We start from the raw sequence: 26,007 nt of genomic DNA, 5'->3' as shown, positions 1-26,007 counted from the left end.
CCTGAGATTGCTTCCTATCGTCGCAATGACAACTTGAGAATTGAGAAGGCAGGAGGTTTCGTTCATATAAAATCCGGATAATTATTATACCCAAGTCATTGCGACTGGAACGGAGTGGAAGGAAGCAATCTCCTCAAACCCTGAGATTGCTTCCTATAGTCTAGGGATGCTCCATGGAACGTCCCTACTTGCAGTCTAATTTCAACGAAATGTGCTACGCAATAATAAAGAGTTAGTCACAACACTCACAGAACTAAAAGCCATCAAAGCACCCGCAGCACTAGGACTAAGAATAATTCCTAAACTCGGCAACAATACCCCCGCAGCTACAGGAATACCAACAATATTATAGGCAAATGCCCAAAACAGATTTTGACGAATTTTGTTGAAAGTGGTGCGACTAAGTTTAATAGACTCTACCACATCCATCAACTTATCCTGCATCAAGACAATATCAGCAGTTTCCACCGCCACATCTGTACCTGCTTGCATTCCAATACCTACATTCGCTTGAGCTAAAGCAGGAGCATCATTAATACCATCTCCTACCATTCCCACTTTCTCACCTTTTGACTGTAAAGTAGCGATCGCCTGAGCTTTACCTTCCGGTGGTACTTCTGCTAAAACATCTTCAGTAGTTAAACCTAACTGTTGCGCAATAGTTTCGGCAACAGAAGAGCGATCGCCTGTTAATAACATTACTCTTAAACCCATATTTTGCAGACGTTTAACTGTTACTTGAGCATCATTGCGCAAAACATCACTAACTCCAATAATTCCAACTAACACCCCATCAACAGCAACATATACTGCTGTTTTACCTGTTAAAGTAGAAATATTTTCCTGCTCAACAATAACTTGATGCTTGTTCAACCATTCCCAGTTACCAACTAAAGCTACCTTACCATCAACAACAGCAGATATTCCTAAACCTGGTTCAGTATAAAAATCTGTTGCTGGTAATAACGCCACATTTTCTTCCTCTGCTTTTTGTAAAATTGCCTCTGCTAAAGGATGACTCGCACCACTTTCTACAGTAGCAGCAACTTGTAATAACCATTCTGGGTTATCCCCTACTAAGTCGGTGACAGTCGGATGTCCGGTAGTCAAGGTTCCAGTTTTGTCAAAAACGACAGTATCTAACTCATGCACCTTTTCCAATATATCCCCACCTTTAATCAATAAACCTCTTTGGGCTCCCACACCCGAACCGACTAATATAGCAGTTGGTGTTGCTAAACCTAATGCACAGGGACAAGCAATAACCAAAACAGCGATCGCTAATTTCAAGCTCAAAAGTAGAGGGGAAGTAGAATGACTCATCATCATCCCCTCGTGAGTTGATGTTTGCAAAACGTGAGACCAAATATTAGTACCGACAAAATACCAGAATAAGAATGTAATACTAGCAATAGTCATCACGCCATAAGTAAAATATCCTGCTACCGTATCTGCTAAATTTTGAATGGGTGCTTTTCTAGTTTGGGCAGTTTCAACTAATTTGACAATTTGAGCTAATGTAGTTTCTGAACCTGTGCGAGTTGCCTCGATAACTATAGCGCTAGACTTATTAATAGTTCCCGCAGCAACATTAGTTCCAAATTCTTTAACTACAGGTATCGACTCTCCAGTTAGCATAGACTCATCCACAGTAGTTTTACCATCACATATTTCCCCATCCACAGGAAATTTTTCCCCAGGTAATACTTGTAAATATTCTCCCACTTTGACTCGTGAAGCAGGAATTTCTACAGACTCAGAAGAATTATTGTTGCCATTGGGTGGAGGAACTAAACGTGCAGTTGCTGGTTGGAGTGCAATTAATGATTGTAGGGTAGATGCTGCCCGATATCTTGCTTGTTGCTCAAGGGTTTTACCCAAGAGGATAAAACCAAGGATCATTACAGGTTCATCAAAAAAGCATTCCCATCCCAACTGTGGAAATAACAAAGCAACAATACTAGCAGTATAGGCAGTAACAGCACCCAAACCAACTAAAGTATTCATATTGGGGGCGTTGCGTAACAGGCTACGAGCACCATCAATAATAATTTCCCGCCCTGGTAGTAATAGAGCGACGGTAGCTAAAACTGCATGAAACCAAATATTCCCCAGAATAGGAATTTCTACGCCGATGAAGTGTCCTAAATGTCCGACACCTGAGAGAATTAGTAGCAAAGAAGCGATCGCTATGCGCCAAATTTGCTGTTTAATTTCTTGACGATGGCGTTCACTTTGTTTATTGGCGGCGTCTGTTTCGGAGGTATCGAGGCGTGGTTGAGTCGGGAAACCGTTATCTGTGAGTTTTTGGGCGAGGGTATTCGGATCTATCTGGTTTGTTTGGCATTCAACAGTTGCGACTTCGGTTGCCAGGTTAACGCGAGCAGAGATAACGCCTGTTTGTTGAGTTAGTTGCCGCTCCACTGCTTTAACACATCCGGCGCATTTCATCCCACTTACATCAAGGGTAATGGTTTCTGGTGGGGAATAGTTAATTGTTGTTGTTTCTGGTTTAGGTGCAACTTGCATCAAATTTTCTCCAATGGTTTGTTAAAGTTTCTGTTTTAATATTTTAATATATAAAAAAATAGCGATCTTCCAATAAGTCAACCTATTTTTTTAAGATTTTATTTAGTTAAGATTGATTTTAGATAAATATTTGCACAAATTATTGTTTTATTTTGCTTTTTACCGAAAAATCAAGCTATAAAGCCTCTATTAATAATTAATAATTATAGATAATTTTCATTATAGACTATCCATTATTGATTGATAATAAAGAACAATAAGATTTATTTATATTCAATTAAGTATGGTTTTAACCGTAAGCATTCAGCCGTCAGCTCTCAGCTATCAGCTCTTGCTTTTAGTTTTGCTGATAAAAGCTTTATTATTGAGAATTAAATCTTACTACAGAAGCCAGTTTTCAAGTCGATATTCACTTAAACCTTCTCTTTAAGCTTGAGGTTTTATATCAAATCCGCTCTTCATGGAAGTGTTATAAGAAACCGGGTTTGTCGGAAGTAGATGTTATACAACAGGGCATTTAAAACAAACCCGGTTTCTACGCTTTTTTATACCGATACTACCGGATTTGATATTATCGCTGAAAGGTGACAGCTAATAGCTGAATGCTTACTTTTAACCAGAGTTAATTATCCATTATCAATTAATGAAAGAAGATATTCCTTTGATAAACAAGAGGATTTACAACCGAAAAAATGGTATTGAAGTAATTCATTGTGACTCCTCATAAATAGGGTTTGCGCTCAAAAGTCTTTTAGTAGGGGTAGGAGACAACCCACCACTAACCCAACCCACCCCCGCCCCTCCCTGGAGGGGAGCCAGGATACAGGAGTAACGGGGAATTTAGAGAAGGTAGAAGTAAGAATTATCCCTTGATTTTTCTGCCCAACTATGCGCCTAAAATACGAACTTTTTGAGCATGAAGAGCTGAAACAGGCACACTTTTTTTGACCCAAAAAAGGCACTTGTCTTTATATGTCAATGCTTTTAGATTTAATCAGCCAGCCCTAAATAGTTAATTCATCTGTAGCAAATATTTATTAAATTGGTATTATACCAAATCTGGTTATCAAAAGGTACTTTGTGATGTCTTTTGACTAAATAAGTAGAAGCTCCATAAACCCAGAATTGAATCTTGATATATTGAGTGCTTCTGACTCATAATTTAGTTTTATCCTATCTTGTATAGTAGTTGCCATTACTGCCAGAACATTTTCGGACTTCTCAAATTTAGTCCATGCTACGAATTTAACTTCTGACTTCTGCATTCTGCATTCTAAATTCAGCTATATCTTTTGTTACAGGAATTTCAATGATAAATTCACTATATTCTCCTAGTTTAGTTTCTACTTGAATACTGCCATTATATTGTCCAACAATAATTTCATAAGTGAGAGATAAACCCAAACCTATTCCTTCTCCAGGTGGTTTAGTAGTTAGAAATGGATCGAAAATTTTCTCTCTTATTTTTGAGTTTATTCCTATTCCATTGTCATAGATCCGAGTTTCTACTTTTTCTCCTAAGTTACAGGTTTTTATAAATAAAGTAGGAGTAAAATCTTGATTGATAGATTCCTGTTGTTCTAACTTAGCTTTGAGAGCGTAATAGGAATTATCAAACATATTAATAAAAGCCTGAATCAAATCGGAATATGAAACTAAAACTGCACCTATTGAATCATCGTAATTAGTATTAATTTTGAGCGGAAATTCATCTTTTTCCCAGAGACTTTTACCAGCAAATTGTAATGATTCCGTTAAAATTTTATTCAAATTACTAGATTGTAACTGACTACTATCAAGTCGTGCGTGTTTGACCATCATTCTAATAATTCGTTCAGCTCTTTTACTATGTTGATAAATTCCTTCTGTATTATGTTTTAAGTCATTGATTATTTCTGTAAAATTCTCAAATTTTTCAGCTTCAATTTTTTTATTTTCTAAAGTTAAATCCTCCATAAATTCATCTAGTAATTCTGACGAAAGTTGAGCAAAATTCTGAACAAAATTGAGAGGATTACAAAGTTCATGAGCAATACCTGAAGTTAAAGTACCTAAGTAGGCAAGTTTTTCTTTAGCAATAATTTCTTTTTGGGCTACTTGTAACTCTTTTAATGTTTCTTGAAGCTTTGCTTCTGTTATTATTTTTTGCTGAATTTCTTCTTGGAGCAGTACATTTTTATCCTTTAATTTTTTAGTTAATTTTCGCAGTTGTATATGCACTTTTACTCTTGCTAAAACCTCATCTATTTTGATTGGTTTAGTAACGTAATCTACTGCTCCCAGTTCAAACCCAGTAATTTTATCCTCTGTATCTGATAAAGCCGTCATAAAAATTACAGGAATATCTCTAGTTTCTGGATCGGCTTTTAAGCGTTTACAGGTTTCAAAGCCATCAATTCCAGGCATTAAAACATCGAGTAAAATAATATCTGGACTATTTTCTCTTGCTTGTTTTAAACAATTCTCACCATTAAGAGATACTAAAATATTAAAATTATAGCTCTCCAAAACACTAACTGCTAATTTCATATTGATTGGATTATCATCCACAATTAAAATCGTGCTGTTTAGTGTTTCAGTTTTACTATTATTCTCAGCTCTACTCATTTGACTTTATACCTAATTCTAATTTTCCGATATTTTGACGTAAGTATTAATCTCTTTATAGTCAGCTATTTCTTTCCTTTCTTTTGCTTTTCTTCAGAATGCTTCGCAAAGAGTAATTAGGGTTGGCTGAATAAATATCAAAGCATGGGCAGATAAAGATTTGAGCATTTTCAATTCCGGAAAAAGTAGGAGATTGTAAGCTATATCAGCTCAAAAAGTTAGTATTTGGGTAAGAGTCATGGAGGTTGGAGCAAAGGATAATTTTTCTGAGTACCTCCTGTATAACTCCCTGTCTGTGTTGAGTTTTCACTACTACCTACTCCCTACTCCCTCCCTTCACCATCAGACTTTTGAGGGCAACCCCTAATTAATAATGAATAATTACTGCTAGGATTAAGGGAGAATAGTTCGGCATTAACTTTTTATTTTCTCTCAATTTCTCAATTGCTTTGATACACTCAACAACAAGCCAGCTAATAACTACTTATATTTTGATATTTTTTTATAGGGTTTTAAGCCCTTAATTAATTGTTACTAAAAATTGATTTACAACTTTAATAAATTCTTCTGTTGACTCATAAGGTAAAACATTTCGCCCTGATATTTGATTACCTTTTGCTTGAGGCAAATATTTTAAATAACTGTTCATTTTTTGTTCTGGAGTTTCAGTTGTGTCTGTTTTACTAATAGTTGATGCTTGACTTCCTACTAATACTAAAGTCGGTTGATTAATCTGAGCGATCGTCTGACTAAAATCCTGTCTCCAAAAGCCTGCTAAAAAAGAAAAAACAGCATATTGACTTTGAGGTTTTTTTGCTCCTTTTGTCAGAGTATCTAACCATTCTTTGTCAACTTGATTAGCATTAGCAAATAATTGTTTTTTAGAGAAAGAATCTAAAAAATTTCTACTGCGTGCATAGCGATAAAAAGCTTTACCAATTGGTGAATAAAAAAGATTCCATCTCAATTTATTTTGCACAGGTGAACTAGATTTTTGCATTAACTCCAGTTGAGGAGGTCCTGATAAGATTAGACCAGAAATTAAATTGGATTTTTGTTGCAGTTTGACTAGAGATACAGCCACAGGAAATAAAGCACCTTGCACAATTAAAATTACTGGTCTTTGCACAATTGTCTCTAAAAAATATTGTAATTGTTCAGCCCAATCTACAGGGTAATATGCCACAGATGGCATATCACTTTCTCCACACCCTAATAAATCAGGATTATAGATAGGATTTGGGAAATTTTCCTCCTGCCATAGAGAACAAAATCTATGCCAGAAAAATTTAGATAAACCGACACCAATTGGGTGTATTAGTAATAAAGGTATACTACTAGTATCATCCTGTTTTTGTGGATACAATTCATAAGCACAACTATATCCTTTCCAGGTATAGAATTCTGTCATTGGTTAAATAAGAGAGATATTTATTACATATATTCATACATAAATATATCATATAGCACTACGTCTTTTGGTTAAGACAATAAATTTTGGTTGTAAGGAATAGGGAATAGAGAAATGTCCTAAGATATTTATGTATCGCTATATTTGTTTAAAATAATCTATTATAGCTTTAAGTATTCCAGCACCAAAATTATTCTCTAGGGGATGGTGTGCAACACAAACAGCTAACCAAGTCATAACGCTGTTATCAGCTAAAATCAAAACAAGGCTGTAGATGATTTTAATTTAATTAATTTCTGAACAGTTTTTTGTAGTGCTATACTTATTCATATCCTAATGCTGAAAACTGAATGCTGATAGCTAGTTAAATTATAAACTAAACTTTTACTTTTATACCTTATAGGAGTTTCCTAATATGTCTGACTTTTCCTCCCTAGATCTAGATCAACCCATTGAACAATCCTCTTTAACAGACACCCTCCGTCAACCAATATGGATAGCACTCTTTACTTCTGTGATTATCCATGCCATTTTAGGAATTAACTTACCAAAACTATCCCTATTCTCTGAGAAAGCTAAATTACCACCAACAGTAGGATTAGTCGAATTAACACCAGAACAACTTGAACTTCTGCCCCAACCAGAAGAACCAGAAATTACATTTTCTACAATACCAGCACCTCCAGACTTTTCTCCTATTACACCACCAAATCCAGGTGAAATACCATTTTTTTCCCAATCTCCATCTTCAGAATTGCCGACAATACCAGTAGATCCCTCAGACTACAATTTACCAAAATTACCACCCCTAGATTCTACTTCCTCATCCTCTTCTACCCCCTCTTTTTCCACTCCTTCTGTTTCCAGGTTGCCCAGAAATCCGTATTTAAGAGAATTTCCCAATCCATCCATACCAGGTAGATCGCCATTACCAACAACACCAATATATCCACCCCCACTACCTAGTACAAATCGTCCACCTGTAGACATATTTCAAATTGAACCACCACAAGATCCAAACCAAAGTCAAATAGATGAATATCAAATTAGGAAAAATTTAAACTTGACAGATAAAGTCTATGAATCAGGTTTATCTCGTCGTCCAACTCTAGAGATAGATCCTACAGATGAAACTTCTGTAGGTGAAAACTCAACTGAGAAATCATACTCAGCAAATTTAAAATTGCCTCCACAACGTTACCAAGATAAAGTTGAAAATAAAACTGCTGTTGCTCCAACAGAAAATAATACTAATACTCAACCACAAAAAACACCTTTACCTCCAAACCCGACAAAAAAAAATCGATTGCCAGAAGCACCGATAGTCAGACAATTACGGGAAGGAAAAACTATTCAAGATATAGCAGAGGAACCAAAACAACAACAAAAGATAGTTGTTGCTACCCCCTCACCAACCGAGACTAAAAAATCTCAACCGCAAACACCATCTGTTGCTCCTACACCTAAAGTATCTCCAACACCAGAAAAACCAAAAGAGTTTAAAGGTTCATTATTAAAAAAATTGGAACAACCACAACAACAAAAGGTTACTGAAACTACTCCTACTCCTAAATCATCCCCAAAACCTGAAGAAAATTTAGCTGCTGCTACTGTGGAAGAAACAACACCACCAACACCAGAAATAACACCATCTGTTGCTCCTCCTCCCAAACCTTCCCCATCAGTACAACCGCCAGCAGAATTTCAGGGTTCACTGTTGCAAAGACTACAGCAACAAAAGCAAACAAATGCTACAGTTACTGAGGAGTCGCAGTCAAGAGAAATAGCTTTAGGTGCTGTTGGTGCTTATATGCAGTGGGCAATAGAATTAGATGTAGGTGAAGAAAGTTTGACTCAACCCAAAGCTATTTCTGATGTTTATCCAGAAGCTGCTTGTGATCAAAAGTTGGAAGGTAAAGCTACGGTGGGAGTATTAGTTAGTCCAGATGGTACTATTACTAAAGGACCAAAGTTGTTACTAGAAACTGGTTCTCCAATGTTAGATGAAGCTGCTTTAGATGCAGTAAGTAAGCGATCGTTTAATAGTAGTGATGACTCTAAACTGTATCAGTATGAATTTAATTTTGATAGTTCTAATTGTAGTGCAGCAAGGGCAACAGAGGAATAAAAGTCAAAAGTCAAAATTTAAAAGTTAAAAGTAAGATTTGATAAACTGAAAATTTTGACCTTACAGTAATTTCAAGGGATTATTTGACATTATCAGGATTGAAACTATTGGTGACATCAAATCTGTTTGCAATGGAAGTGTTATAAGAAACCGGGTTTATGGCAGGTAGATGTTAGTATAGTGGGGTATTTAATAAACCCGGTTTCTCTGCTTTTTTATACCGATGCTACCGGATTTGAACCGGATTTGATATGACATCTTTAAAGTGAATGGGTATTAAATACTGTGAAACTAAATAGGGCTTGCTGAAAAAGTCTTATGGATAAGGGTAGGAGTCAGGAGACAGGAGACAGGAGACAGGAGACATAGGGAATGAGCGAGGAGGTAGTCAGAAGAATTATCCCTTGATTTTTCAGCCATGAGTCAACCCAAAATCCTAACTTTTTGAGCTTCCTAGAACGAAAACCTTGTACTTTTTCCAGACCTGAAAAGGCTGAAATTTTTATCTATAAAGGCTTTGATGTTTAATCAGCAAACCCTAAATAATTCAAGAAATTTAGACAAGTTTTAGATTAATGTCAGGACTTATACAAAATACTCTGTGATAAGTTAGCAGTATATTAGGGTGTGTTGCAACACACCCTAATATAATGACTATTCGGTAACTCCAGTGTTATCTATCCCCTATTCACGACTACTAAAAATTCAAACTAACAGGCACCTGATTTATTCAACACTACCCAAATAGTTTTCCAAATTAACTTGAGATCGTATGCAATAGACCATTTTTGCTGATACTCAAGATCCATACGCACTATCTCTTCAAAATCTTTCACACGAGAACGACCATTTGCCTGCCATTCTCCAGTAATACCGGGTTTTACATCTAGTCTGCACCAATGATGAGCTTCATAACGTTTGACTTCATCAACAGTAGGAGGGCGAGTTCCTACTAAACTCATTTCTCCCATGAGAACATTCCAAAATTGAGGTAGTTCGTCTAAGCTAGTCTTACGGAGAAAATTACCTATAGGTGTTATTCTGGGATCGTTCTCATTTTTAAATATGTTACCTTTCGCCTCATTTTTAACTAGGTGCTTCAATTTTTCTGCGTCAACCACCATTGAACGAAACTTCCTGATATAGAAGGTGTTGCCTTTGAAACCACAGCGTACCTGAGTGAAAAATAAAGGACCGGGAGTATTAATTTGCATTAATATCCAGAGAGGTATTGCAACTATTCCTACGATCCCTAACCCGACTAAAGCTCCTAAAATGTCGATTAAACGCTTGGTTTTGCTAGTTACAGATGGATGAACTGTTTGTTTCGATAGATTACCTAAGTATTTTTGTTGTAGAACTGCTACAGAGTTAATATTTGAAAATACTGATAAGTAAGATGTATTTATCATTGTTTACACCCTGATATAATATTTTTACTGATGATTAAAGGCTTTGATATGACGGGCTAACAACTAGACTTCTGGTTAAGAGAGAGGATGGGTGACGGGCGGAAATTGAAAAGAATTGGTAGTAATAATCTTTTGCTACATAGGGATTTTTACTGGTTTTCAGGTTAAATATTGAGGGTTATTTACCCAAGTTTAACTTTACTATCTGCGTATTTTCCTCATCACCTAAGACCGCTTCACCTAACCCCTGTCTACTTTTTTAGCTGATTGTCCCTTTGTGAGTGATTTTATACATATTTTAAAATAGGAGCATTGAAGGTGGTAGGGGTAATTACTTAGCTTTACCAAATCTTCACAAATTCCAGCCGTTTTTTTAAAGTTTCTGTGTAGATTTTACTTATTTATCATCTAATGTCACTTAATCCCAAAAAAGATCATGTATAATTAATAATTTTTTCTATTATTATATTTTTCGGTATTTGTAGATTGGATTAAAAATTTAGTATTTAATTTTACAAAAAAATACTCTCAGTAAAAAGTCACAAAAAAAACCTGGTAGTCCTCCATACATAGTCAATAATGCAGCAACGTTTGTATTATTGCGTATATCAAAATAATACATAATTGGGAGTGCTTCACATAAAACACAATCAACCAGGTAGAAGTTGAGAGTAGAAAAAAAGGACAAGTCTCTTTAGAGAGAATACAGCAGTTTCCACAGCTATGAGGTACTTATGTTAAAGATTTTAGGGAGTAGGGGAGTAGGGGAACAAGCAAAAAATATTTACCCCGTCAAAAGTCCAGCTATTGTACCTAATAATAACGGGAAGGATTGTAACTACTACAAAGATTGAGCAATCTATAGTAATTTAGACTCTGTGAAATACTTTAGAATCACTACTGAGCATAATCAAGACTAATTGACAAATAAATAATGAAACGACTAATTTCTCTAATTATCAGCTTACTTATTTTAATAGCGATCTACTGGAAAATTGATTTTGATGGATTAATAAAAGTATTTCAAAATTCTGACCCTGTATGGATGATAATCAGTATAAGCATGATAATTCCATTGACAATGTTAACTGCTTGGCGATTACAACAGTTAATGCCAAAAAAGGGTAGAAAATCATCATCTTATTTGAATTTTAGAGAAGCAAACGAATTAATATTAGCCGCCAGTGTATTGAATATGATTTTGCCCTCAAAAATGGGAGATATTGGCAAAGCTTATTTTATGAAACAAAGGGGGCATTTAGAAGGAACTTTATCTTTATCTCTAGTCATTTTTGAAAAAGCTTGTGACTTGGTTTCTTTGTTAATTTGGTGTATTTTTGGTTTAATTGTTTATCCAGAAAAAGACTTATTATTTTGGATAATGACTGCTGGAGTCGCATTAGGTTTAATCATATGCTTATTGTTATTATCTTCTCGTAAATTTGCCAGAATATTTTTTGAAATTTCCCGGAAAATTGCCCCTCAAAAAATTAGTTTAAAAATTGATAGTTTAGAAAAATCGTGGATAGAAATGCACAGATATTTTTGGCACGACAAACTACAATTAACAAAATTTGCTGCTACCTCTATATTTATATGGTTCGGGCATTTATCACAAATCTGGTTTTTTACTTTGGCGTTAAATGCTTCAGCACCATTTATTGAAAGTTTGGCATTATCTTCTCTAGCAATTTTAGCTGGATTATTACCTTTAACTTTTGCTGGAGTTGGTACTCGTGATGCTGCTTTTATTATGTTTTATCAACCCTATTTTCCTCAAGAAGTTGGAGCTGCTTTAGGGTTGCTTTGTACATCCCGTTATTTATTACCAGCAATTGCAGGTTTACCATTTTTTGGGAAATATTTAATTACTAGGGAGGAGGGAGTAGGGAATAGGGAGTAGGGGAGGGTGGGAATAAAGTGCAAATATTAATAGTAAAACCTTCGTAATATAGGCATCTTGCCTGTAAAATTTATAAGTTAGGTGAAACTTCAATTATTAAGTAATAAAAATAACCAAATAGCTTTTTTTGATAATTATTAATTATTGTTAGTTTTACTTTTGTTATTTTCTCCCATATCCCCCTAATATCATACTCAAGCAACTGTAGAAATTTTCATTAAGTTGGTATTGATTTTGTACAGCTATTACAGGTAAGATGCCTGTGCTACACCAGATTTTTTGAAGATATAAATTATGAAAAATAAACAGTTATACTTACCAGATTTTAGGTTTTTATTTGACAGACCAATACTACCTTATTTGATAATTGCCTTTGGGGTGGCTATGAGGTTAATTCAATATTTAGCTAATCGTTCTCTCTGGGCAGATGAAGCAGTTTTATCTCTTAATATTGTCAATCGTTCTTATTTAGAATTATTCCAACCTTTGGATTATGACCAAGGTGCGCCAATAGGTTTTTTGATGGTGGAAAAATTAGCAGTTCAGATATTAGGTAATAATGAGTATGCTCTGCGGTTGTTTCCTTTTGTCTGTGGTGTCGGGTCATTGTTTTTATTTTATGAATTAGGCAAAAAATTAATTCCTAAATCTGGTGTTATGATTAGTTTGGCTTTATTTACTAGTTTGCCATATTTAGTGTATTACTCAGCAGAAGTAAAACAGTATTCTAGCGATGTGGCGATCGCTCTCCTTTTATATCTATTATTACTACCTTTGCTACAAGAAAAATTGAACCGGGGTCAGATGATTAAATATTCTCTGGTAGGAGCAATCGCTATTTGGTTTTCTCATCCTTCTATCTTTATTTTGGCAAGTATTGGAGGAAGTGCTTTACTAATTAATTTTTGGCAAAAAGACCTGAGTAAAGTCAAAAAATTATTACTCATTTACTCAGCTTGGGTTTTAAGTTTTATCATCTTTTATTTTGTGTCTTTGAGAAATTTAACTGGCAATGAAACTTTAACAACTTCTTGGGGAGATGGTTTTCCTAGTTCCCCATTTGATATTATTTGGATGCTAGATGCTTTTGGGAAATTTTTCTATAAACCTTTAGGCTTTAGTAAATGGGTTGATGGGTTAGCTATTGTAGCTTTTTTGGTAGGTTGTATTTCTTGTTGGTTGAGCAGAAAAAAAATTTTGTTGCTCTTAATTTCTCCAATATTTATGACTTTTTTAGCATCCTTTTTACATCAATACCCATTTCGGAGTCGTTTGGTTTTATTTCTAATACCATTTGTAATTTTTCTCATCGCAGAAGGTGGAGGTTATATTTTGACTAAAGCGAAATATCGACCAATCAAAATTATTAGTATTTTCTTGATTATCTTATTACTCAGGCAACCCTTCGCAAAAGCTATCGATCTGATAGAAGAGCCTATAAATTATTCAGATATTAAACCGGTGTTAAGTTATATCAAAAAACATCAACAACCAGGAGATATTCTGTATGTTTATCAACGAGGAATATATCAGTTTCAGTATTATGCAGAAAAATATGATTATCAAGAAGGTGACTATATTATTGGTGTGGATGATTTAGATAAATATGATGGTCAAGAATTATCAATTACTGAGATGACAAGATATGAAAAAGACTTGGACAAACTCCGGGGGAATAAAAGAGTATGGTTATTATTTTCTCACACTCATATTCCAGCAGAAAGAAGATTTTTAAATTATTATCTGAATGAAATTGGTCTCAGAATAGATACTTTTGAAAAACCTGGGTCTTATGTATATTTATATGATATGAGTTGAGGTCTGGGTTGGTGTTTAAGAATTTATAACTACTCAGATAAATATAATCAAAAAAAATATCAAAGCCAAAAATAATAAATCTTCTGACTCCCATTCCTGACTCCAGACTCCTTTTTTTGACACTAAATTTTGTCTTGCAGAATCGAAGTTTTAACCATTTCCTAAACCTATTTTGTCGGTGAAAATATCTGGTGCTGGTAAGGAAGGTATGGCCCACCAGGGATTATGTTGTTGTAACTCCTCCAATTTATAGGAACCAGTAGCAACAGCAATAGACTTAGCACCAATGGCCTGACAACAGTTTATATCATGGGGCGTATCTCCAATCACATAAACTTTTTCTAAGTTAATTTCTCCGACTAATTCTTGGGCACTAGTTAACGCTTGACGGGCGATCGCTTTTCTATCTGCGACTTGATCTGAAAATCCACCCTGGGTAAAATCAAAATAACTATCTAAACCATACTGAGTAAGTTTTGCTTTTGCTCCTACAGAGGTATTTCCTGTTAGTAATAGAGAAACTAGATCGTTACGGTGAGGGTGTAAATGAGAGAGAATTTCTTTTACTCCCTGTAATACTGCCCCTTGTTTTCTAGTCAGACTTTGAGGTAAATATTCACTATAAACTTGTAATAATTGGTCTATTTTGCCATCATCAGGAGTAATATCCCCTAATTCTAAAATTTGAGCTGCGAGTAAGCGATCTGTTGCCCCTGCTGTATCGAGCTTTGATAAATCTATCTCTTTACCAATTATGTCTCGAGCAGCATCTTCTAGGGCAAAAATACCTGCTCTACCAGTGGTTAATAATGTTCCATCAATATCCCAAAATAGTATTGTAGTCATTTTGATTGGGGTAACTCGTTAATTTTGTTTGCAACAGAACCCTATCATATCCTGTCTAAATGTATATCCAAAAGCTTAAACAAATTTTAATCCCATCAAATACTCCAAAACAAAATCAGAAAATATTTTGGCTAATTCTCAGCTTAACTTTCACAACAATATATAGTTTATTAGCATTTAAAGAAGCTTTTAGTGGAGAATATATAGTACAAGATGATGCAAGACAGCACGTTTTTTGGATGCGCCGTTTTTTAGACCCAGAATTATTTCCAAACGATTTAATTGCCGATTATTTTCAGTCTGTTGCACCCTGGGGTTATAAAACTTTTTATTGGCTATTTTCCCAAGTAGGAATAGACCCAATATTCCTAAATAAATTATTACCTTTAGGATTAAGTTTGGTAACTGCTACCTATTGTTTTGGAATTTGTTTTCAGATATTACCTATACCTTTTGCAGGTTTTATTGCTTCAGTATTATTAAGTCAAAATCTTTGGCTGCAAGATGACATAGCTTCCGCCACACCAAGAGCTTTTTTATATCCTTTATTTCTGGCAGTTTTATACTATTTATTGCGCAAATCATTACTGCCTTTTGTTGTGGCGATTGCTCTCCTCGGATTATTTTATCCACAATACGTTATCCTGACTGCTTTGATTTTAATTATCAGATTTTTAGACTGGGAAAAAGGGCAGTTTTGTCTTAGCAAAAATCGACTAGATTACATATTTAGTGGATTAGGTTTAGGAGTAAGTTTACTGGTAATTTTATTTTATGCTTTAAATTCTAGTAATTACGCACCTGTAATTACAGCATCCCAGGCAAAAGTTTTGCCAGAATTTGGCGAAGCTGGTAGAAGTGTTTTTTTCTTACAAAATTCCTGGAAATTTTTCATTTTCGGCGGTCGTAGTGGAATTTTACCTAAACAATTATTTCTGCCTCATATATTAATAGTTGGATTATTCTTGCCAATACTTTTGAAGAAGGAAGAAGGAAGAAGGAGGAAGGAAGAAGGGAAAAACCATAACATTTTTCAGAAGGAAGAAGGAATAAGTGAGAAGGAACAAGAGAAAAACTATAACATTTTTCAGAAGGAAGAAAGAATAAGTAAGAAGGAAGAAGAGAAAAACTATAATCTTTTTCAGAAGGAAGAAGAAAGAAGGAAGAAGGAAGAAGAGAAAACCTATAACCTTCCAATATTTTTTGAGAAAGAGGAAGAAGTAATAAGGAAGAATAAAGAAGGAAAAAGCTATAACCTTGATAATGGAATAAATTTCTTCAGACAATTACCTTTGGTTAAGCAAATAAATCCTAACATTAAATTATTACCCCAAATCTTGTTAGCTGGTGTCATTTTATTCGTGATAGCTCATATTTTATTATTCAAGCTACATTTACCAAGTCGTTACACAAATCATAGTTTTCGGATAGTCTTAGCTATAGCGACTGCCATTATTTTGTGTATAACTTTAGATGCAATTTTTCACTGGGTAAGTCAACAACCATCCAGCAAAAATAGAAGAATTTCAGGATTGATTATTATTGGATTTTTGGGAATTTTATTAATAGGCGACATGAGCTTATGGAAAAATTTTCCTTACCCCGATTATCAAAAAGGTCAATCCCCAGAAGTATATGAATTTTTTGCTCAACAACCAAAAGATATTCTGATTGCTTCTCTATCAGAAGAGGCAGATTATATCCCTACATTTTCTCAACGTTCAGTCTTTTTTGCCTGGGAATATGCAATTCCTTATCATCTTGGTTATTACAGTCAAATAAAACAGCGAGCTACAGAATTTATTTTTGCTCAGTATCATTCAGATATTAAGTGGATGGAGAATTTTATCGATACTTATGGAATAGATTTTTTAATCTTAGATCGTGGAGCATTTATGCCAGAATATGTACTAAAAAATCGTTGGTTGAGACAGTGGTATTATCAAATGGGAAATCAAATTGGAATTAATCTCCAAAATGGAAATCTTCCTGCCATAGTTGACACTATAGATAAATGTTCAGTTTTAGAGATAGAAAAATTATGGGTTTTAGAAGCTAAATGTATTGGAGAAAGAAGAAGTAAGAAGGAAGAAGTTAAAAAGGAGGAAGGAGGAAGAAGTAAGAAGGAAGAAGTTAAAAAGGAGGAAGGAGGAAGAAGTAAGAAGGAATAATGTAATAAATTTTGAGTGGAGTCTATATGAGCTTTCTCCTGTATTTTTTACCTCTACCTGAGTTTTGTGAGGTAAACTAATTAGAGGAAATACTATTGACTAATCCTAAATTATTTGTCAAAAAAACTGTAGGGTTTTTGTCTCCCAACCCAAGGAAAAATGAGATTTTGAAACGCAACCCCGTGAGATAAAAGATGACAACCTATTTAAGATTACTATCTCAGTTTCCTCCTGGAAATTTTTTCCTTTTTCCTCCTTCTGACTTCCTTCTTCCTTCTTCCTTCTTCCCTCTTCCTTAAAAAATGAAGCAAATACTCAAAAACAAATTTATTATTTTCGTCTGGCAAATTTTTATCTTAGGTTTACTTTTTGGAATTTCCTACACTCAAGACCTCCTATATACCTCAAATCAACATACGAAATTTTTACAAGGATTATCCAAAGCTAGTTTAGGTTATTTAAACAAAGATTGGTTAGCTAATACATTAGATCCTCTACCTGCTTTTACTTTTTTAGTTAAAATCACTTATTCCTACTTCCATCAAAATTTTTTCTACTTTTATTACATCCTAATTTTTGGCATCTATGTTTATAGTATTCTCGGCATTGCATCAGTAATTTTTAAAATCAATAGTTCCCGGCTGAAGCTACTAATTTATTTCCTCCTTATCCTGACTATTCACTGTTTACAAATCAGAATTTTTGGTTTAAAAACTCATGTACATCTTCACTATGGTTTGGCAGAGCAATATATTCTCGGCGGATATTTTCAACCCTGTACATTTGGAGTATTAATTCTCTTTTCTATCTATACTTTTCTGATAAAAAAACCTTTTTTAGCAGTCTTAGCTTTAGGAATAGCTGCAACCTTTCATCCCACATATCTTCCTAGTGCAGCTTTACTGACTTTAGCTTATATGATTCTTACCTATAAAAATGAAAATAATCTGCAAAAATCATTATTAATAGGTACATTTTCATTCGTCTTAGTTTTACCAGTAGTCAGTTATATGACTATTAGTTTTAAACCCACATCTCCCGAACTTTTTCAAATATCTGAAAGCTTACTTGTCAATAGAATACCTCATCATTCCTTCCCCGATATTTGGTTAACCGAACCTGCCGCTCCAATTCAGATTTTAGTAGTAGCGATCGCTCTCTATCTTCTCCGCAAAACCAGACTATTTTTTATCTTATTTTTTCCCTTTGCCACAGCAACTATTCTGACAATAATTCAAATTTTTTCTAGCAACAATACTTTGGCATTTCTGACTCCGTGGCGCGTCTCTGCTTTTTTAGTTCCTATTTCTACTTGTATGATATTGGCTTTTGTTTTGGATGTTGTTTTTGATAAATATCATCCTTGGATTAAGCAATACAAAAAAACGATAGAAATTTTCTCTGTCGTAGCAATATATCTGTTCATTATTTCAGGAGTGGGAAAGCAATTAGAAAAACTAACTATTAATCAGGAAGGTACACCAATTATTATGGAATATGTCAAAGAAAATAAACAACCAGGCGATAGTTATTTAGTTCCTTATGCTTCAGGTAAATTTGTTGATTTTAGAATTGCCACAGGTGCGCCGATTTTAATTAATCTCAAATCTCATCCCTACAAAGATATAGAAGTTATTGAATGGCACGACAGATTATTAATGGCACAACAATTTTATGATAATTCTGGTATAGCTAAATGTCAGGCTTTGCAGAATTTAATTGATAAATATAAGATAACTCATGTGATTTTTGAAAATGATGATTCTGTTAACTGTCTAGGAGTAGAAAAAATTTATATGGATAATTTATATCAGATGTATAAAGTAATTGATAAATAAGCATTCAGTGGTTAGCTATCAGCTATGGGTTATTAACTCATTATCATAGGAAGGAGGAATTAGTCTCTAAGAAGTGAAATATGAATGAAATTGGCGATCAACCAAACCTTAGTAGTTGTTTGAATATGTTCAAAAGCTGAATGCTGAATGCTAATAGCTGAATGGTTACCTTGTGCCTGAGAATTTATATACCATTGACAAATTAATATCTATTTGATAACCTTCAAAACAATATTTACCAAAAAAAATGATAAAAAGCTTCTAAGTTGATATATGAAAAGCAAACAAAACAATCTACTTAAAAATATAAAAAGGAAAAAATCGTTTTAGTCAATTCTCTTCTTTTAAGGAGAGATAATAATTCATTCTTAATTCTCAATTCTTAATTCTCAATTCTTAATTAATGTTCCAGCAGAAACCTTATTTTACTTGGTTAAAAATATTTATTGCCATCACCCTAATCTTAGGAATATGTTTTAGATTCATCAATATTGACCGTAAAGTTTACTGGTATGATGAAACAATTACATCCTTAAGAATTGCCAGTTACACGAGGGGCGAATTTGACGACTTAATCTTAAATACAGGAACTATTACTGTAGAAAAATTACGGCAATATCAAGAGATTAATTCTGAGAAAAACACAATTAATCTTATCAGTTCTCTAGCCAGAGATAATCCAGAACACGTACCAATTTATTTTGTACTTCTGAGATGGTGGGTAAAATTATTTGGTAACTCTGTAGCCGTCATTAGAAATTTCTCAGCTATAACAAGTTTACTAATTTTTCCCTGTATTTATTGGCTATGTAGAGAATTATTTGGCAAATCATTAGTAGGATGGTTAGCAATTTCTCTGGCAGCAATTTCTCCAATTTTAGTATTATATGCTCAAGAAGCACGGGCTTATACTCTTTTTTCCGTTGCCGTTCTATTATCAAGTATTGCCCTACTTCGAGCAATGCGAATTAACAGTAAACGTACCTGGAAAATTTATATAGTAAGTCTCATCTTTGCTCTATATACTAATCTCTTTTCTGTATTAGTAGCCTTTAGTCATGGATTATATGTAATCCTGATTGAAAAATTTAAACTAACCCAGAAATTTAAAGCTTATTTACTAGCATCTTTATACGGATTTTTAGGATTTTTACCTTGGCTAATCTTGATAATTACCCATTTTGACGGGATTAGTTGGATTTCCAAAAATTTGCCTTTGTCTAACTTGTTTAAAAGATGGTTTATCAATCTTGGTTTTACATTTTTTGATATTCAAGTTGGTTCGTCTGAGAGATTATTTGATGTTAAAACACTGGTTTTTGATAATAATGCTTTATTACAATTAAATACTATCTGGCCGTACATCTTAGCATTGGTTTTAATATTAGTCATCTACTCTATTTATTTCCTCCTTAAAAATGCACCTCGACAGGCAACTATTTTTATCTTAACCTTAATGGCAGTCACCCCAGTATGTTTAATAATTCCCGACTTAATATCTGGCGGACAACGTTCTACTATTCCTCGTTATTTAATTCCAGCTTATTTAGGAATTCAATTGTCAGTAGCTTATTTATTAGGAACAAAACTAAGTGACTTGACAAATCAAATCCAACATAAATTTTGGCAAGTAGTAACTATAACTGTGATTTCTTTAGGCATCATATCTTGTGGAATTAGTTCTCAAGCTGAGACTTGGTGGAATAAATATAGTAGTTATTATGATGCTCAAGTCGCCAAAATAATTAATCAAACAAGTCAGCCACTTATTATTAGTAATCATTCTGGAAGATTAGCTATTCTAGGATATATGTTGAGACCAGATGTAAAAATTTTATTCATCGAAGAACCGGAAGTTCCAAAAGTTCCAAAAGGTTTTAGTGATGTGTTCATATTTCGTCCTCAATGGAGTTTGATTTCAGGATTAGAAAAACAAGAAAATTCTCCATTAGAGTTAGTTCATAATCGTGGGGAACTTTGGATTTTAACTAAGAGTAAGCAAGAACAAAATTAAGTAGATAGGTACAAATAAATTTCACTATGTAACAAAATTTTGATGTAGTCAAAACTCTTGATATTGCTTCTTTTCACTCCATTCCAGTCGCAATGACGTAGTTATAAATTTTTTCACTTACCTACTTAATGATTTGAGTCAATATTTACTACTTATTCAGACTAATAGACATTTTCAAATAATAAAAAATAAAATAAATTATCGGGTGGAAGTCATCTATTCTTTCTCCCTACTCTGTAAGGACGTTACATGGAACGTCCCTACTCCCTCTTTTCTGGAGATGTCTAATTCTATAGAAATTTCAATACATCGTGGTATAGGTTATAATATTAAGTTGATAAACAGTCGATAATAATTGGAAACTTTTCTGATAAAACTGCTAATTAGTAATGTCTGAAAATAATTCTCTCATCGGAAAAATTCTACGTCAACGTTATCAAATTATTGAAATATTAGGCAAAGGTGGTGGGTTTGGTGAAACTTATCTGGCAGAAGATTTAGATATACCAGAAATTCCTAAACCAAGGTGTGTGGTGAAGCGACTAAAACCTACAAAAAAAAATGCAAAAGTTAAGAGTTTATTTGAGCAAGAAGCTCGAACTTTAAATAAGCTAGGAACACACCAACAAATTCCAACTTTATATGCTTATTTTGAACATGACGATGAATTTTACCTAGTTCAAGAACTTATAGACGGTAATGACTTAACTAAAGAAATAAATCACGGTTGGAGTGAATCTAAAGTCATAGAATTTTTAGCGGAAATTCTGGAATTACTAATTTTTGTTCACGATAATAATGTGATTCATCGGGATATTAAGCCAGCTAATATTATGAGGCGCAAAAGTGATAAAAAATTAGTATTAATTGATTTTGGAGCCGTGAAAGAAGTCAGGACTATAGTAGTTGGTAATGATGGGCAACCTTCTAGCACTATTACTATTGGAACTCCTGGTTATATGTCTGTGGAACAATTACAAGGTAGACCTCAATTTGCGAGCGATGTTTATGCAGTTGGAGTAACTGTTATTCAAGCTCTAGTTAGAAAATCTCCTCAACATTTTCCCCATAATATTTCTGGAGAAATAGATTGTGAAACTTTACTTTCTGGCATTAATGATGAGCTAGCTAATATATTAATAAAAATGGTAAAAGTTAACTGGCATCAACGCTACCCAAATACTCAAGTTGCTTTGGCAGAATTATTGAATATCAGACCAAAATTAGAATCATCAATCCGTCAGCAAGAACAGGTAGAAACTATTAAAATAGCTCCTCCGATTATTCCCAATATTAGTAGTAATAATATAACTCAGGTTCCCGAATCACAATTAGAACCACCTTCAGGTCAAGTTCCTCTAAATTCTCCTTTTTATATTGAGCGATCGCCTATTGAGTCAGAATGTTTTCAAGCTATTATGAAGCCAGATGCTTTAATTAGAATTAAAGCTCCTCGGCAAATGGGAAAAAGTTCTTTATTATCCCGAATTTTAGCTCATGCTAGTCAACAAGGTTATCGGACAGTTTATTTGAATTTTCAAACTATAGATGCGGAATTCCTGGAAAATTTAGACAAATTTTTGCAGTGGTTTTGTGCGAATGTTAGTGATGAATTGGATTTAGAAGAACAGTTAGATAAATATTGGAAAAAAGTTTTGGGAGTGAAAAAGCGATGTACAAAATATTTTGATAAATATTTGTTGACTGAAATTAAAACGCCGATAGTTTTGGGGTTAGATGAAGTTGACGAAATTTTCCAAAATCCAGATTTAGCAACACAATTTTTTGCCTTATTAAGAGCTTGGCATGAACAAGGTAAAAATAATCCTGATTGGCAAAGATTACGATTAATAATTGTTCACTCTAAGGAAGTTTATATTCCTCTGAATATTAATCAATCTCCCTTTAATGTAGGATTAGGAATTGAGTTACCAGAATTTAACTTAGAACAGGTAAAAGATTTAGTACAAAGACATGGCTTAATGTGGTCTGATGAACAAATAGAAAAATTAATGGAAATGTTAGGAGGGCATCCCTATTTAGTACGTCTAGGACTTTATGAAATTGCTAGTAGAAAAATGACTTTAGAACGAGTTTTAGAACTCGCACCAACGGACGAGGGACCTTATTATAATCACTTGCATCGACATTTGTTGAACTTGCAAAAAGATGAAACTTTGCAGACTGCAATTACAAAAGTTGTTAATGCAGAAACTCCTGTGGAAGTTGGTACAATTGAAGGGTTTAAATTACGCAGTATGGGATTAGTTAAATTTCGGGGAAATGCTGTTGTGCCTTTGTGTGGTTTATATAGAGAATATTTTCAAGTTCACGTTTGAATGAGTAGAGTGGGCAAATCTTGGCCTATCCTACCTATCTCTCAAGGAGCAAATGGATTGAATAAATTCAGTCCATTAATTCGATTAAAGTCTTCAACATTACGAGTCACAAGCGTGCAATTTTCTTCAATGGCACAAGCAGCAATCAAAGCATCCGGTAACTTAATCCGATAATCTCGCCGGAGTCGAGCTGCACAATCTAAAATTGCTTCTGTCAATAAAACACAAGTTAATTTCCTTAAAAAAGCTCGTATTTGATTCGCTTCACTTTCACTTAGAGAAGCATAACACAATAGCTCAGTCCATGTCAGAGGGCAATAAAATCCAGTCGCTTTATTGGCAAGAATATCAACAAAAATTGATTGTACAACTGACTCACCATTAAAATAGTAAATAAAGATATTTGTATCCAACAGAAATTTATTCATCCCACTCAGCTCTCAATTCTTTTTGAAATTCTAGAGCATCAACCCGTTGTGGTAGAAAACCAAATAATTCTAAAGGCTCAAAAGAATCTACAGGATTTTCTGTTGACTTTGGCAAAGACTGCATCACCACAACAATTTCTAATAAACCAGGTTGAATAGTCTCAGGTAGAGAAATTTTTATTTGGCGATCGCTACCAACGGAGATTATTTTTCGCACAGTTTCCATTTTTTTCTTTTTCAACTTTACTTTATGAATATAATACCTTAATTCTAATAACTTTAAAACCAGACTTTCTATTTATCTAGAAAGTAGGTTGGGTAGAGCGACAGCGAAACCCAACAAAAGAAAGTAATACTATCTTTTCTAATATATCTAATGATAATTTTTTTCTGTACCTGGTTATTAGTTGGTTTCGTCCCTCAACCAAACCTATGCTTATTACTTTTCCCTATTCCCTAGCAATATGAATAACTACGAATATTATATTGGTGGTAGTCTCCCAATTCATGCCACAACTTATGTCAACAGACAAGCGGATAACCATTTATATCAAGGTTTAAAAAATGGAGATTTTTGTTATGTTTTAAATTCCCGGCAAATGGGTAAATCTAGTTTGCGGGTGAAAACTATCCAACGTTTACAACAAGATAATATTGCCTGTGTCAGTATTGATATGACAGAAATAGGTACTTCTGATATTACTCCCTCAGAATGGTATGCCAGTATTATTGATACTATTTTGACTGGCTTAAATTTAGATGATGATTTTGATATTGAGGAACTGTGGGAAGCTAATAGTCAACTTTCTCATGTTAAACGTTTTAGTAAGTTTATTGGTGAAATTTTATTGCCATCCATTTCTCAAGATATTGTAATTTTTATTGATGAAATAGATAGCACCCTCAGCTTACCTTTTAATATTGATGATTTTTTTGCAGTTGTTCGAGACTGTTATAACAAACGGGCAGATAATTCAGATTATCAAAGGTTGACTTTTGCCATGATTGGTGTGGCAACTCCCGCAGATTTAATTAAAGAGAAAAAACGTACTCCTTTTAATATTGGTAAAGCCATAAAATTAACAGGTTTTCAGTTAGCTGAAGTAGAACCCTTAGCAAAAGGTTTAGTTGATAAAACTGCCAATATTAATAAGTTGATGGAAGCAGTTTTAGATTGGACTGGGGGACAACCGTTTTTGACTCAGAAAGTTTGTAAATTGATTAGAGATAGTCCAGAAAATGTACCAGATAGCCAGGAGGCCGAATGGGTGGCCGATTTAGTCAGACAGAGGATTATTGACAATTGGCAAGTCCATGATGACCCAGAACATTTAAAGACAATTCGCGATCGCCTCTTAGTGAATGAAAAACGAGCCAGTCGGTTATTGGGTTTGTATCAGCAAATTTTAATCTCTTTTCCGTCCCCCTTAGAAAGAGGGAAACCAGAAGAAGTATCAGATAGACAACCTCTATCTAGTTCGATCCCCCTTCCGTCCCCCTTGGAAAGGGGGAGACCAGAAGAAATCGCCCTTCCGTCCCCCTTAGAAAAGGGGAGATCAGAGGAAAAGCCCCCCCTTGATAAGAGGGGGTTGGGGGGGATCGTAGCAAATGACAACCCCGAACAAATGGAGTTACGTCTTACAGGTTTAGTGGTGAAACAGGAAGGGCGGTTGCAAGTTGCTAACCGCACTTATCAAGAAGTGTTTAATTTGCAGTGGGTGGAAAAAGAGTTGGGAAAGTTGCGCCCCTACTCTGAAGCGTTTAATGCTTGGGAAGAGTCCGGATGTAAGGATGAGTCGCGACTGTTGCGGGGTCAAGCATTGGCAGATGCTTTAACGTGGGCGGTAGATAAAAGTCTGAGCGATCGCGATTATCAATTTTTAGCTGCTGCTCAGGAGGTAGAGAAACAGGCGATCGAGCTGGAAAAATTGGAAGGGCAAATTGAGTTGGATGCTAAGGCCAAGGCAAATCAGATATTAGATGAGGCAAAACGCAAAGCAGAAAAGCGACTGCGAATAAGTTTTGCAGTATTGGTATTATCGTTTATAGGGGCAGCTATTACTGGATTTACGGTTTTGCGGGCAAATCTCAAGGTAGCGGAAATAGAAGCAGTGCGTAAAAGTATTACTGCTAAATTATTGCTTGATTCCAATCAATATTGGGAGGCAATGCTGCAAGCTTTAAGAGCTGCCAAACAACTACCACAATCTAACCTCATCTTCCAACCCCAGACTAATAACAAGATGAAGATAACAGATGCTCTGAGTCAAGCTATATATATAGATGATGGAAAGTACCGAGAACTTAACCGTCTTCAGGGACATGAGAATTGGGTATTTGGTGTAGCATTTAGTCCAGATGGTCAGATGGTTGCTTCTGCGAGTGGTGACAATACAGTGAAATTATGGAACCGTCAGGGGAAATTATTGCAGACTCTCACCGGCCATGAGAATTGGGTCTTGGGTGTAGCATTTAGTCCTGATAGTCAGATGATTGCTTCTGCCAGTCGTGACAATACAGTGAAATTATGGAACCGTCAGGGGAAATTATTGCAGACTCTCAC

The 26,007-nt window shown here is 34.5% G+C and carries 15 protein-coding genes; 8 read left to right on the top strand and 7 right to left on the bottom strand.

The genetic code is table 11. The annotated features are described in order from the left end of the window. Nucleotides 1–201 precede the first annotated feature (201 nt). From ACP6PL_RS29655 to ACP6PL_RS29645, 3 genes are all read right to left on the bottom strand, one after another. On the bottom strand, nucleotides 202–2,529 hold the full coding sequence (locus tag ACP6PL_RS29655; RefSeq protein WP_426548958.1) for a heavy metal translocating P-type ATPase: 2,328 nt from the start codon (nucleotides 2,527–2,529) through the stop codon (nucleotides 202–204). 1,245 nt (nucleotides 2,530–3,774) lie between these two features. Then, nucleotides 3,775–5,136, bottom strand: coding sequence for a hybrid sensor histidine kinase/response regulator (locus tag ACP6PL_RS29650; protein WP_426548957.1), 1,362 nt, complete (start codon nucleotides 5,134–5,136; stop codon nucleotides 3,775–3,777). Nucleotides 5,137–5,656: 520 nt separating this feature from the next. After that, complete coding sequence (locus tag ACP6PL_RS29645; RefSeq protein WP_426548956.1) at nucleotides 5,657–6,547, bottom strand: alpha/beta fold hydrolase; 891 nt, start codon at nucleotides 6,545–6,547, stop codon at nucleotides 5,657–5,659. A gap of 415 nt (nucleotides 6,548–6,962) precedes the next feature. Here ACP6PL_RS29645 and ACP6PL_RS29640 point away from each other — a divergent pair, with 415 nt between their 5' ends. Beyond that, nucleotides 6,963–8,675 (top strand): TonB family protein, encoded by a 1,713-nt coding sequence (locus ACP6PL_RS29640; RefSeq protein ID WP_426548955.1) that lies wholly within the window; start codon nucleotides 6,963–6,965, stop codon nucleotides 8,673–8,675. A 710-nt stretch (nucleotides 8,676–9,385) separates the two neighbouring features. On the opposite strand, the gene ACP6PL_RS29635 is transcribed toward ACP6PL_RS29640, so the two are convergent. Next, nucleotides 9,386–10,087, bottom strand: coding sequence for a sugar transferase (locus ACP6PL_RS29635; RefSeq protein ID WP_426548954.1), 702 nt, complete (start codon nucleotides 10,085–10,087; stop codon nucleotides 9,386–9,388). A 934-nt stretch (nucleotides 10,088–11,021) separates the two neighbouring features. Here ACP6PL_RS29635 and ACP6PL_RS29630 point away from each other — a divergent pair. Both ACP6PL_RS29630 and ACP6PL_RS29625 read left to right on the top strand, forming a co-directional pair. Beyond that, nucleotides 11,022–11,990, top strand: a complete 969-nt coding sequence (locus tag ACP6PL_RS29630; protein ID WP_426548953.1) for a lysylphosphatidylglycerol synthase transmembrane domain-containing protein — start codon at nucleotides 11,022–11,024, stop codon at nucleotides 11,988–11,990. 294 nt (nucleotides 11,991–12,284) lie between these two features. Further along, nucleotides 12,285–13,808 carry a glycosyltransferase family 39 protein gene (locus ACP6PL_RS29625; RefSeq protein WP_426548952.1) on the top strand — a complete coding sequence of 508 codons (1,524 nt, stop codon included), beginning with the start codon at nucleotides 12,285–12,287 and terminating at the stop codon, nucleotides 13,806–13,808. A gap of 150 nt (nucleotides 13,809–13,958) precedes the next feature. On the opposite strand, the gene ACP6PL_RS29620 is transcribed toward ACP6PL_RS29625, so the two are convergent. Further along, on the bottom strand, nucleotides 13,959–14,654 hold the full coding sequence (locus ACP6PL_RS29620) for an HAD family hydrolase (protein ID WP_426548951.1): 696 nt from the start codon (nucleotides 14,652–14,654) through the stop codon (nucleotides 13,959–13,961). 59 nt (nucleotides 14,655–14,713) lie between these two features. On the opposite strand from ACP6PL_RS29620, the gene ACP6PL_RS29615 reads away from it, so the two are divergent. The 4 genes from ACP6PL_RS29615 to ACP6PL_RS29600 all read left to right on the top strand — a co-directional run bounded on the left by ACP6PL_RS29615 (nucleotide 14,714) and on the right by ACP6PL_RS29600 (nucleotide 23,016). Next, nucleotides 14,714–16,825 (top strand): hypothetical protein, encoded by a 2,112-nt coding sequence (locus tag ACP6PL_RS29615; RefSeq protein ID WP_426548949.1) that lies wholly within the window; start codon nucleotides 14,714–14,716, stop codon nucleotides 16,823–16,825. 302 nt (nucleotides 16,826–17,127) lie between these two features. Beyond that, nucleotides 17,128–18,663: a DUF6798 domain-containing protein gene (locus ACP6PL_RS29610; RefSeq protein WP_426548948.1), complete on the top strand. Its 1,536-nt coding sequence runs from the start codon at nucleotides 17,128–17,130 to the stop codon at nucleotides 18,661–18,663. A 403-nt stretch (nucleotides 18,664–19,066) separates the two neighbouring features. Next, the gene (locus tag ACP6PL_RS29605) at nucleotides 19,067–20,677 is read left to right on the top strand and encodes a glycosyltransferase family 39 protein (RefSeq protein WP_426548947.1); all 1,611 of its coding nucleotides are present in this window, start codon (nucleotides 19,067–19,069) and stop codon (nucleotides 20,675–20,677) included. Between the two features lie 389 nt (nucleotides 20,678–21,066). After that, nucleotides 21,067–23,016 carry an AAA-like domain-containing protein gene (locus ACP6PL_RS29600; protein ID WP_426548946.1) on the top strand — a complete coding sequence of 650 codons (1,950 nt, stop codon included), beginning with the start codon at nucleotides 21,067–21,069 and terminating at the stop codon, nucleotides 23,014–23,016. A 41-nt stretch (nucleotides 23,017–23,057) separates the two neighbouring features. Here the strand turns inward: ACP6PL_RS29600 and ACP6PL_RS29595 are convergent, their stop codons facing one another. After that, nucleotides 23,058–23,444 (bottom strand): type II toxin-antitoxin system VapC family toxin, encoded by a 387-nt coding sequence (locus tag ACP6PL_RS29595; RefSeq protein WP_426548945.1) that lies wholly within the window; start codon nucleotides 23,442–23,444, stop codon nucleotides 23,058–23,060. Further along, a complete protein-coding gene (locus ACP6PL_RS29590; RefSeq protein WP_426548944.1) occupies nucleotides 23,437–23,670 on the bottom strand; it encodes a hypothetical protein in 234 nt (77 codons plus the stop codon). Before ACP6PL_RS29590 ends, ACP6PL_RS29595 begins: the two co-directional genes overlap by 8 nt. 238 nt (nucleotides 23,671–23,908) lie before the next feature. On the opposite strand from ACP6PL_RS29590, the gene ACP6PL_RS29585 reads away from it, so the two are divergent. Continuing rightward, nucleotides 23,909–26,007, top strand: a 2,099-nt coding sequence (locus ACP6PL_RS29585; RefSeq protein ID WP_426548943.1) for an AAA-like domain-containing protein, incomplete at its 3' end; no start/stop codon positions are given.

Origin of the sequence: Dapis purpurea BLCC-M126, from assembly GCF_050015975.1 — a bacterium.
In the GTDB taxonomy this organism is placed as follows: domain Bacteria; phylum Cyanobacteriota; class Cyanobacteriia; order Cyanobacteriales; family Microcoleaceae; genus Trichodesmium.
Note: the sequence above shows the minus strand (reverse complement) of the source record. Positions and strands in the feature narration are given on the sequence as shown.